The sequence below is a fragment of the Parasphingorhabdus sp. genome (assembly GCF_049667325.1).
GTDB lineage: Bacteria > Pseudomonadota > Alphaproteobacteria > Sphingomonadales > Sphingomonadaceae > Parasphingorhabdus.
Genome location: NZ_JBATHY010000276.1, coordinates 1 through 10,039 on the forward strand (window position 1 = coordinate 1; position 10,039 = coordinate 10,039).

Here is a 10,039-nt window from a genome sequence, read left to right on the forward strand (position 1 = left end):
AGGCTGGCGGCACGCTCGGCCCGGCAGCATAGACTCGCCGCGCCGAGTCCCATCCGCGTACCGGATGCTGCGCATCGAAAATCTGCTCCTGATCCATGCCGGCGAAATAGTCATAGCCCTGATTGAACTCGCGGACATGGTCGAGGCAGAGCCAGCGATATTCACCCGGTCCGTCATGGCTGCGCCCGGAGCCATAGATAGGCGGCGCGCGAAATTCGCCCGCTTCGGGGCAGCCCTCGATAGTGCAGCACTGGCCCTCGGTTTCGACGCGGCCATGAAAGCGGTTGGGTTTTCTTTTGGGGGAAACGGTCAATGTTGCTCCGTTGGTCCTGCACTCTTCGGAGGACGGTTTGAAAGCCTTAAACGCACTTCGACAAGTGCAGTGATAATGGCTAATATATGTCGTGAACGAGCAATATGGAGATTCGATGCCCAAAGGTCCAGTCCACAGCGAGATAGAAAAGCGGCTCACCGCCGAACTCGCGCCCGTGTCGCTCAATGTGATCAACGACAGCGCCAGTCATCACGGTCATGCCGGCGATGACGGCAGCGGGGAATCGCACTTCACCGTCGAGATTGAATCCGCTTTGTTTGCAGGCCAATCCCGCCTCAATCGCCAGCGCATGGTCAACAAGGCGCTGGGCGACATGATGCAGGAAAAGGTCCACGCGATGGTGATCCAGGCGAGGGCTCCGGGGGAGTAGATGATCCGCAAAGTCAATCTCGCCGATGCCTTCGCAAGTTTCTCAGATCACTGGTCTCCCAAAGTCGCTGGCGATATCAACGACGCGCAAGTGAAGCTCGCCAAATTTGAAGGCAAGTTTGACTGGCATCATCACGAGACTGAAGACGAGCTGTTTCTGGTTGTCAAAGGAAGGATGCGGATGGGATTGCGCAGCGGTGATATCGATCTGGATGCAGGCGAAATGATCATCGTGCCGCAAGGCGTCGAACATTGCCCAGAGGCATTGTCAGCTGAATGTCATGTGCTGATGCTCGAACCAAAGACGACGCTCAACACCGGTAATGTAATCACAGAGAAAACTGTGAAATCGCTCGACAAGATATAAGGGCAATTGTCGGAGGCCATCGCCCCGCATTCCAAAACCTGCTGATTTTGCGTTTCTCTGTAGTCCAGATCAGTGGCTGTGTTCCGCACTTGATTCGGAGTTCTGGCGTCTTGAACGCATGTCTCCCGGGACTCCGCATCAAGTGCGGAGCACAGCTTCTAGCCTCCAAACCACTCCACCCACGCGCCATGGGCATGGGCACGACCGAGCAGTGCCGGTTCCTCGCCGCCGGGCCAATAGCGGATGATCAGTTCGTGGCTGAAGGTCTTGCGGTTGGTCTCCAGCGACATCCATGCGAGCGGTTTGTCCAGGGTCGCCGCTTTACCCGCCGTCTCCATCGCCGTCGTGATCCGGTCCCTGGTTGCCTGCGGCAGATATTGCCAGACGATCGAATGCATCAGCACCCGGGTCACACCGCTTTCCTGCGGACGGGTCAGCTGCTCTGCAACCCAGTCTGCACCGTCGGCCTTGACGAGATCGGGCGGGTCCTGTCTGGCGAGCGCGATCGACGCCTCCATCCGCTGGAAGCGGGCGGGCATTTCCGGCCAGATATAGCCCTTGAGCCGCGCGGCGGTTTCGTCGTCGGTGAGATCAATCGGATTCTGGTCGCAGCCGCGGGCGCTGACAATTTCTACCGGTGCCTGCGGGGGAGGCGGGCCGCGCCAATCCGGCTTTATCCGCATCGGGGAATCCTCCGGCCCCGCCTGAACGCCGCCTAGGTCATAATGATAGCGCACCATCATCGTATTCACGCCTGCGCTGGCACCCAGCTCGAGCAGTTCGAATCGCGGCCCGACACGCCCTGAAAGCCACAATAATCCCGCCATGAAACTTGCCGAGCGTCCCGACTCATTGGTCTGAGGCGGATTGTCGAACCAAGGTAGCAATTGTTCATCATGATCGGCGACAACCTGTCCAACCAGCAAATCGATAGCATCCTGATCGGTTGTCCGGCCTTCATATATTTCGGCGAGGCGCGGTTCCTTGCCGCCGAGATAGAGGTGATGGAGTCCGCCGGTCAGGCGCAGCGGCATCGCGTCTTCAAGCGGCTTGCCCGGCCAGTGCGCGATTTTTTGCCCGCAGGCTGTGGGGCCGCCGATCAGTGCCAATTGAGCGATGATGATCGAGGCGGTTACCGGTGCGTCATTGCGTCGGCAATGTTCCGCCTGTCCGCGCATTCCCTCGGCGATATCTTCAACATCCAAAATATCCATAACTCGTTGCCCTTTCCCCTGCGAAGCCGTAAAGCCGCGGCCATCATGGCCAAACCACTAATCTTTGCAATTCCGAAAGGGAGGATTTTGGACGATGCTTTGCCGCTTCTGGAGCAGGCCGGTATCGTGCCAGAAGACGCCTTTTTTGACAAGTCCAACCGCAGTCTCAAATTCGCGACCAATATTCCGCATATGTCGATTATCCGGGTGCGGGCGTTCGATGTCGCGACCTTCGTCGCCCACGGCGCCGCGCAGATCGGCATTGTCGGTTCGGATGTGATCGAGGAATTCGGCTATAGCGAATTATACGCGCCGGTTGATCTCGGCATCGGCCGCTGCCGCCTGTCACTGGCGCAGCCCAAGGATGACGCGGAACAAGTGGGCAATATCTCCCACATCAGGGTGGCGACCAAATATCCCAATCTCACCAGCCGCTATTTCGAGGGCAAGGGTATTCAGGCGGAATGTGTGAAGCTCAACGGGGCGATGGAACTGGCGCCGTCGCTGGGCCTGTCGCGGCATATCGTCGATCTGGTCGAATCCGGCAGCACGCTCAAGGCCAATGATCTGGTCGAGACCGACCGGATTCTGGATATCTCCGGCCGGCTGGTCGTCAACCGCGCGGCGTTTAAAATGCGCAGCGCCGAACTGACGCCGCTGGTGCAGAAATTTCGCGAGCTGGTGGGGCAGGTCTGATGCCGATGCGGATGGCCATCACCGATGACGGTTTTGCCGAAGCCTTTGATGCGCTGGTCAACGCCCGGCGTGAGGCGGATGATGATGTGTCGGCGGATGTCAGAGCAATCATTCAGGATGTGCGCGATCATGGCGACGAGGCGGTTTTACGGCTGACCAGCAAATTTGACCGGCACGATCTGGAGCAGACCGGCTGGCGCGTGTCGAAGGCCGAATCGGCCGCCGCATTGGAAGACTTGGAAGCATCTTTGCGGGTTGCGCTGGAGCTGGCAGCGTTAAGAATTCGCGATTATCATGAAGGGCAAGTTCCTGATAATAAAGACTATATCGACGACGCCGGGGTGCGCATTGGCGCGCGATGGAACGCGGTGGAGCGTGCGGGCATCTATATTCCCGGCGGCCGCGCGGCCTATCCGTCGTCGGTGCTAATGAACGCCATTCCGGCCAAGGTTGCCGGCGTGGAGCGGATCATCATGGTCACGCCTGCGCCCGGCGGCCATATCAATCCGCTGGTGCTGGCAGCAGCCGAACTGGCCGGAGTGGACGAAATCTGGCGGATTGGCGGCGCTCAGGCGGTGGCGGCGCTGGCTTATGGCACCGAAAAAATTGCGCCCGTCGACGTTGTTACCGGCCCCGGCAACGCCTGGGTCGCAGAAGCGAAGCGGCAGGTTTTTGGGGTTGTCGGCATTGATATGGTCGCGGGTCCTTCGGAAATTGTGGTGGTTGCGGACGCGAAAAATGATCCCGACTGGATCGCCGCCGACTTGCTCAGCCAGGCCGAACATGATCCGACCAGCCAGTCGATTCTGTTCACAGATGATACTAAATTTGCTAATCAAGTAGCTGTAAAAATAGATGAACAGTTAACGGTCTTGGCAACATCCGAAACCGCGACGACGAGCTGGAATGACAATGGTGCGATCATCATCGTCGACCGGCTGGAACAGGCGATCCCGTTGGTCGACCGGCTGGCTGCCGAACATCTCGAGCTGGCGGTTGATGATCCCGATGCCTTGTTCAAGAAAGTCCGTCACGCCGGATCGGTTTTTCTAGGCCGTCACACCCCCGAGGCAGTCGGAGACTATGTCGCCGGCCCGAACCATGTATTACCTACAGGGCGGAGGGCGCGTTTCTCGTCCGGCCTTTCGGTGACCGACTTCATGAAACGCACCAGCTTCATCCACTGCGACGAACAGGCACTGCGCAATATTGGCCCGGCGGCGGTCGCTCTGGCAGAGGCAGAGGGCTTGCCCGCACATGCCGCTAGCGTGCAAAAGCGGCTCGGCCGGCGCTGACATTCAACAGAAAGAAAACTCCATGACCATTTCCCTATATGATGCCATCATTCCGGCCCAGCTTCAGATTATCAAGGCCGTCCGCGCGCTGGTCGACAAGGCAAAAGCGCATTGCGACGAAAAGGGTACGGCGCCGGAAGAGATTATCGGCGCACGGCTGATCGAGGATATGCTGCCTTTTTCCTATCAGGTGAAATGTTGCCGCGAGCATTCGCTGGGTGCGATTGAAGGTGTGAGAGCGGGCATGTTCACGCCAAGTCTGGTCGCGCCACCCAATGACTGGGAAGGACTGTACGAAAAACTCGATGAAGCAAAGGCCGGGCTGGAAGCGGTTAGCGAAGCGGAAATGGCAGGTTTTGTCGGCCAGCACATGGAATTCCGGTTCAAAGATACCGTCATGCCGTTCACCGCCGAAAATTTCCTGCTGAGTTTTGCCCAACCCAATTTCTATTTCCATGCCACGACTGCTTACGCTCTGCTCCGCGAGCGCGGGCTGAAAATTGGCAAGGGTGATTTTATGGGTGTTCCACGGATGAAAAGAGCATGACCGCCAAATCCACCTCACGCTCCGCCGCCCGTCTGGCCGCCGTCCAGGCGCTGTTCCAGCACCAGATGGAAAAGACACCGGTCCGCAAACTGCTCAAGGAATTTCACGACCACCGGCTGGGCAAGGAGATCGAGGATGACCAATATCATCCGGCCGAGCGCGACTTTTTTGACGATCTTGTTCTCGGCGTGGCCGCGCGGCTCGAAGAAATCGACGGGCTGGTCGATTCGAAATTGGCCAAGGGCTGGACATTGGGCCGTATCGACAAGACGATGCTCCAGATTCTCCGCTGCGGGACATTTGAACTGGTCGCATATGAAGATGTGCCAATCGCAACGGTGATTGACGAATATCTGGATGTGGCTCATGCCTTTTTCAACAAAAAGGATGCCGGTTTCGTAAACGGACTGCTCGACAGCATTGCGAAACAGGTCAGGGGCTGAACGACACCCCTGTTGTTATAGGGGGGAAAATATTGTCCGACTTTCTAGACCGGCTGGATCCTGCATTTCACGAAATGATTGGTGCCAAAGGGCCGTATATTTCCGAGATATTGAAGACAGATGTGGTGGCCGCGCGTGCAGCGGCGACCGAGCGTTTCACACAACTGGCCGCGGCTTTGCCGGAATTTGAAGGCGAGAAAGACGCCTATCACATGCCGGGTCTGGCCGGCGAGCCCGAGGTTTCCGTAATCGAATATCGCGGACGAGATCTGCTCTATCCCGATTGCACCATCATCTGGCTGCACGGCGGCGGTTATTTGATGGGCAGCGCCGATGATCTTTCGGCACAGAGCTATTCTTCCATCGCTCCGGTGGTCTCGGTCGATTACCGATTGGCGCCGGAACACCGCGCGCCGGCTGCGGCCTACGATGTCTGCGCGGTGATCGAACGGGTGGCGAAAAACCGTAAGCCGCGCAAAATCATCCTCGCTGGACCCAGCGCCGGCGGCGGTCTGGCGGCGAGCGCCGCTCTGCTCAATCGCGACCGGGATGGTCCGGAGATCGCGTTTCAGCTTCTTATCTACCCGATGATTGATGACAAGCACGATACGCCTTCGGGCCACATGGATATTCCGCCTTCAAGCTGGACACGCGAGACCTCGCTTCATGCCTGGTCGCTTTATGCTGAAGAAGGCGGCGCCAGCGCTTATGCCGCCGCCGCGCGGGCGACCGATCTCGCCGGCCTGCCGCCTGCCTATATCATGTGCGGCGATCTCGACCTGTTTCTCGACGAAGATATAATCTATGCAAATCGACTTCGTTCATCCGGTGTTCCGGTTGAGCTTGCTATCTACCCCGGCGCGCCGCACGGGTTTAACGGGTTTATCCCCCAGGCTGCGGTCAGCAAGCGCGCCAACGCTTCCATCAGAATGGCACTGGAGCACGCCCTGTCTTGAGCGAACTACAATTTATTGACCGGTTAAAGGCCATTACCACCCACCCAGCTGCACGCGGACTGGACGATGATGTCGCCATGATGCCTTTCGGCCGGCACAAGCTGGTGATGACTCATGACATGATGGTCGAAGGCGTACATTTCCTTCCCGACGCCGATCCCGCCGATGTGGCGTGGAAACTGGTCGCGGTGAATCTGTCCGATCTGGCGGCCAAGGGCGCGAAACCGCTCGGCGTCCTGCTCGGCTACGGCCGCACCTCCGGCGATCAATGGGATGCGGCATTTGTCGAGGGCCTGAAGCAGGCGATTGACCGCTTTGCCGTACCTTTGCTGGGTGGCGACACCGTGGCGATGGGCGAGAACGCTCCGAGAACCTTTGGCCTGACCGCGATCGGCGAAGCCAAAGGCCATATCGTACCCTCGCGCAGCAATGCGAAGCCGGGCCATGCTGTCTATGTCACGGGAACCATCGGTGACGCCTGGGCGGGTCTGCAAATCGCGTCAGGATTGCTCCGGTCGGAGGATATCGACGTCACGGCATCACTTTTGAAAGCGCACACGCGTCCGTCACCCAAGCTGGACGAGGGCAGGGTGCTGTCGAATCTGGTCGGCAGCATGATGGATATTTCCGACGGGCTATTGCTCGATGCGTCGCGGATTGCTGCGGCGAGTGGCGTGCAGATCGAAATTGATCTCGCGGAACTGCCTCTGTCCAGCCAATATAAGGCTCTGGTCGGCGACGATCGGGATGCAAGGTTAAAGGCAGCGACCGGGGGTGATGACTATCAGTTGCTGCTCACCGCCAGCCCTGCAACCGTGTTGTCCATCCCGTTGACCTGCGTCGGAGTCTGTCGCCCGGGTTCGGGCCTTAAGCTCCACAGCCATGGCGAGCGCCTCGAATTGCCCGAGCATCTGGGATTCATGCACGCCTGACGCGATCGAAATTCGAGCCATTTGAAAGCCTTCTGGTGGCAACCCCTTGCCCGTTAAAATCAGGACTTGCACGGCTTGCGTTTCCCGCACTATAGCCCAAATGTTCATCGCCCCGTTTCTGCGGGGCGTTTTATTATAATGATAAACAGGGGAGAGTGCGGCGATGACCGTTGTCACCATTTCAATTTTATGTGGTTTCGTTGCCATATTATATGGCTTCATTACCAGCCGTCAGGTGCTCAATGCACCGGCTGGAAACGAAAAAATGCAATCTATCGCTGGCGCGATCCAGGCAGGCGCGCAAGCTTATCTGAACCGCCAGTATCGCGCGATCGGTATCGTCGGCGTCGTCGTCGCGGTTCTGGTCTTCATATTCCTCGGGGCGATTTCGACAGTGGGCTTCCTGCTTGGTGCGATTCTTTCGGGCGTCGCTGGCTATATCGGCATGAACATTTCGGTTCGCGCCAATGTCCGCACCGCACAGGGCGCTAGCGAAAGCCTGCAGACCGGTCTTACCGTTGCGTTCCGCGCCGGTGCAGTGACAGGTATGCTGGTCGCCGGCCTCGCGCTCCTCGCGATTTCGATCTTCTTCTATGTGCTGACCACCCAAATGGGGCTGGCCGCCAATGACCGTACGGTCATTGACTCGCTGGTCGCTCTGGCTTTCGGCGCTTCGCTGATTTCGATCTTCGCGCGTCTCGGCGGCGGTATTTTTACCAAGGCGGCCGACGTGGGCGCCGATCTGGTCGGCAAGGTCGAAGCGGGCATTCCCGAGGATGATCCACGCAACCCTGCGACGATCGCGGATAATGTTGGTGACAATGTTGGTGACTGTGCCGGCATGGCCGCCGACTTGTTCGAGACCTATGTTGTGACCGTTGGTGCCACGATGGTGCTTCTGGCGCTTCTGTTCGGCGATCTGGTCGGTAGCGCGATGCTCTATGACCTGATGTCGCTTCCGCTGATTGTCGGCGGTGTCTGCATCCTGACCTCGATCATCGGTACCTATATGGTCCGTCTGGGGAAGGGCACCAACATCATGGGTGCGCTGTACAAGGGTTTCATCACCACTGCGGTGCTGTCGATCCCGGCGATCTATTATGTCACGATGCGCACGCTGGGCGACATGGACACGCCAATCGGAACCGCGCTTGACGGCACCGGCGGATTTACCGGCATGGCCCTGTTCTGGTCAATGATGGTCGGTCTGGCGGTTACCGGCCTGATCATCTGGATCACCGAATATTACACCGGTACGCAATATCGTCCTGTGCGCTCGATCGCCAAATCATCGGAAACCGGCCACGGCACCAACGTGATCCAGGGACTGGCGATTTCGATGGAAGCAACGGCCTTGCCAACGCTGGTTATCGTCATCGGCATCGTTGTCGCGTTCCAGCTCGCTGGTCTGATCGGCATCGCCTTTGCGGCAACCGCCATGCTGGCGCTCGCCGGAATGGTTGTGGCGCTCGATGCTTATGGCCCGGTTACGGATAACGCAGGCGGCATCGCCGAAATGGCTGGTCTGGACGAGAGTGTCCGGAACAAGACCGACGCGCTGGACGCTGTGGGTAACACCACAAAGGCTGTGACCAAGGGCTATGCCATTGGTTCTGCCGGTCTTGCGGCACTGGTGCTTTTCTCGGCTTACACAGCCGACCTCAAGGAATTCTTTCCGAACCTTGAAGTCAGCTTCAGCCTTGAAAATCCCTATGTGATCGTTGGTCTGTTGCTCGGTGCATTGCTGCCCTATCTGTTCGGTTCAATGGGTATGACCGCTGTTGGTCGCGCTGCCGGGGACGTTGTCAAAGACGTTCGCGAGCAGTTTGCTGCTGACCCGGGCATCATGGCTGGTACCTCGCGTCCCAACTATGCACGGACGGTGGATCTGGTGACCAAGGCGGCGATCAAGGAAATGATCCTGCCATCGCTGCTGCCGGTACTTGCGCCGATCGTGGTCTATTTCGTGATCACCGCGGTTGCGGGTCAGGCGAACGGCTTTGCCGCTCTCGGCGCGTTGTTGCTCGGTGTGATCGTCTCCGGTCTGTTCGTTGCCCTGTCGATGACAGCAGGCGGCGGTGCTTGGGACAATGCCAAGAAATATATCGAAGACGGCAATCACGGCGGCAAGGGCTCTGATGCCCACCATGCTGCGGTGACCGGCGATACTGTTGGCGATCCTTACAAGGATACCGCAGGTCCAGCCGTCAACCCGATGATCAAGATCACCAATATTGTCGCATTGCTGCTGCTCGCAGCGCTTTATGCGGCGCAGGGCGGTATTCACTAGAACGTCAATCCCGCTGGTTTGAAACAAGACCCCGCCGGAAGCGATTTCGGCGGGGTTTTTTCATGCCGCCAGCCGCTCGACGTCCGCCGGTTTAGCGTTAATCACATATTACCCCTTTCTCGCTATGCTGACCGCCATATGGATCAGGGGTGCTAGCGGGTAGATATCGATGAATTTTAGTGGGTTACAGAAGTTGGAGGGCACGGATATTAGCGCTGCGCGGTTCCGCGATGGCCTGTCCCCATCCGAATCACGGGCGGTTTTCTGCCCGGTAGCCGAAATCGATGCCAATCTGGTCGCCGCATGGAGCGAACTGGCCGTACAGGCGAGCGAGCCGAACATATTCTACGAACAATGGTTCCTGCGTCCCGGTTTGACCGAATTTGACCATCATCCCGAATTGAAACTGTTTCTCATGTGGGCTGGTGAACCGGGCCAATCCCAATTGCTTGGGCTGCTTCCGCTCGGCCCCGAAAGCCGGTTCGGGCGCTGGCCGGTGCCGCATGTCCAGAACTGGATGCATCACAATTGTTTTCTTGGCACACCGTTGGTTCGCAAGGGCTTTGAAAAGCTCTTCTGGGAACAGCTGCTGACCG

10 protein-coding genes and 2 pseudogenes are annotated in these 10,039 nt (G+C 58.3%); 10 read left to right on the plus strand and 2 right to left on the minus strand.

The window, feature by feature from the left end; all coding sequences use genetic code 11:
• Nucleotides 1–313: pseudogene (locus tag WBM93_RS12385) on the minus strand (molecular chaperone DnaJ); the annotation flags it as partial.
• A 115-nt stretch (nucleotides 314–428) separates the two neighbouring features.
• Here WBM93_RS12385 and WBM93_RS12390 point away from each other — a divergent pair.
• Both WBM93_RS12390 and WBM93_RS12395 read left to right on the plus strand, forming a co-directional pair.
• Nucleotides 429–704: a BolA family protein gene (locus WBM93_RS12390; protein ID WP_424432176.1), complete on the plus strand. Its 276-nt coding sequence runs from the start codon at nucleotides 429–431 to the stop codon at nucleotides 702–704.
• Entirely contained in the window at nucleotides 705–1,070 is a 366-nt protein-coding gene (locus tag WBM93_RS12395) for a cupin domain-containing protein (RefSeq protein ID WP_424432177.1), read from the plus strand.
• Between the two features lie 158 nt (nucleotides 1,071–1,228).
• Here WBM93_RS12395 and WBM93_RS12400 read toward each other — a convergent pair whose 3' ends face one another.
• Complete coding sequence (locus tag WBM93_RS12400; protein WP_424432178.1) at nucleotides 1,229–2,284, minus strand: DUF2332 domain-containing protein; 1,056 nt, start codon at nucleotides 2,282–2,284, stop codon at nucleotides 1,229–1,231.
• A gap of 45 nt (nucleotides 2,285–2,329) precedes the next feature.
• On the opposite strand from WBM93_RS12400, the gene hisG reads away from it, so the two are divergent.
• The 8 genes and pseudogenes from hisG to WBM93_RS12440 form a co-directional block, all read left to right on the plus strand.
• On the plus strand, nucleotides 2,330–2,980 hold the full coding sequence (gene hisG / locus WBM93_RS12405; protein ID WP_424432179.1) for an ATP phosphoribosyltransferase: 651 nt from the start codon (nucleotides 2,330–2,332) through the stop codon (nucleotides 2,978–2,980).
• Nucleotides 2,980–4,275, plus strand: a complete 1,296-nt coding sequence (hisD, locus tag WBM93_RS12410; protein ID WP_424432180.1) for a histidinol dehydrogenase — start codon at nucleotides 2,980–2,982, stop codon at nucleotides 4,273–4,275. Before hisG ends, hisD begins: the two co-directional genes overlap by 1 nt.
• A 22-nt stretch (nucleotides 4,276–4,297) precedes the next feature.
• On the plus strand, nucleotides 4,298–4,822 hold the full coding sequence (locus tag WBM93_RS12415; protein WP_424432181.1) for a DUF1993 domain-containing protein: 525 nt from the start codon (nucleotides 4,298–4,300) through the stop codon (nucleotides 4,820–4,822).
• Nucleotides 4,819–5,265: a transcription antitermination factor NusB gene (nusB, locus tag WBM93_RS12420; protein WP_424432182.1), complete on the plus strand. Its 447-nt coding sequence runs from the start codon at nucleotides 4,819–4,821 to the stop codon at nucleotides 5,263–5,265. Before WBM93_RS12415 ends, nusB begins: the two co-directional genes overlap by 4 nt.
• A gap of 32 nt (nucleotides 5,266–5,297) precedes the next feature.
• The gene (locus tag WBM93_RS12425) at nucleotides 5,298–6,221 is read left to right on the plus strand and encodes an alpha/beta hydrolase fold domain-containing protein (protein WP_424432183.1); all 924 of its coding nucleotides are present in this window, start codon (nucleotides 5,298–5,300) and stop codon (nucleotides 6,219–6,221) included.
• A complete protein-coding gene (gene thiL, locus WBM93_RS12430) occupies nucleotides 6,218–7,153 on the plus strand; it encodes a thiamine-phosphate kinase (protein WP_424432184.1) in 936 nt (311 codons plus the stop codon). Before WBM93_RS12425 ends, thiL begins: the two co-directional genes overlap by 4 nt.
• Nucleotides 7,154–7,316: 163 nt before the next feature.
• A complete protein-coding gene (locus WBM93_RS12435; RefSeq protein WP_424432185.1) occupies nucleotides 7,317–9,443 on the plus strand; it encodes a sodium-translocating pyrophosphatase in 2,127 nt (708 codons plus the stop codon).
• Nucleotides 9,444–9,612: 169 nt separating this feature from the next.
• Nucleotides 9,613–10,039: pseudogene (locus WBM93_RS12440) on the plus strand (hypothetical protein); the annotation flags it as partial.

What these genes read in the sequence shown, in the direction of transcription:
- WBM93_RS12390 (WP_424432176.1), top strand. Translation starts at nt 429, where the DNA reads ATGCCCAAAGGTCCAGTCCACAGCGAGATAGAAAAGCGGCTCACCGCC.
- WBM93_RS12395 (WP_424432177.1), top strand. Translation starts at nt 705, where the DNA reads ATGATCCGCAAAGTCAATCTCGCCGATGCCTTCGCAAGTTTCTCAGAT.
- WBM93_RS12400 (WP_424432178.1), bottom strand. Translation starts at nt 2,284, where the DNA reads ATGGATATTTTGGATGTTGAAGATATCGCCGAGGGAATGCGCGGACAG.
- hisG (WP_424432179.1), top strand. Translation starts at nt 2,330, where the DNA reads ATGGCCAAACCACTAATCTTTGCAATTCCGAAAGGGAGGATTTTGGAC.
- hisD (WP_424432180.1), top strand. Translation starts at nt 2,980, where the DNA reads ATGCCGATGCGGATGGCCATCACCGATGACGGTTTTGCCGAAGCCTTT.
- WBM93_RS12415 (WP_424432181.1), top strand. Translation starts at nt 4,298, where the DNA reads ATGACCATTTCCCTATATGATGCCATCATTCCGGCCCAGCTTCAGATT.
- nusB (WP_424432182.1), top strand. Translation starts at nt 4,819, where the DNA reads ATGACCGCCAAATCCACCTCACGCTCCGCCGCCCGTCTGGCCGCCGTC.
- WBM93_RS12435 (WP_424432185.1), top strand. Translation starts at nt 7,317, where the DNA reads ATGACCGTTGTCACCATTTCAATTTTATGTGGTTTCGTTGCCATATTA.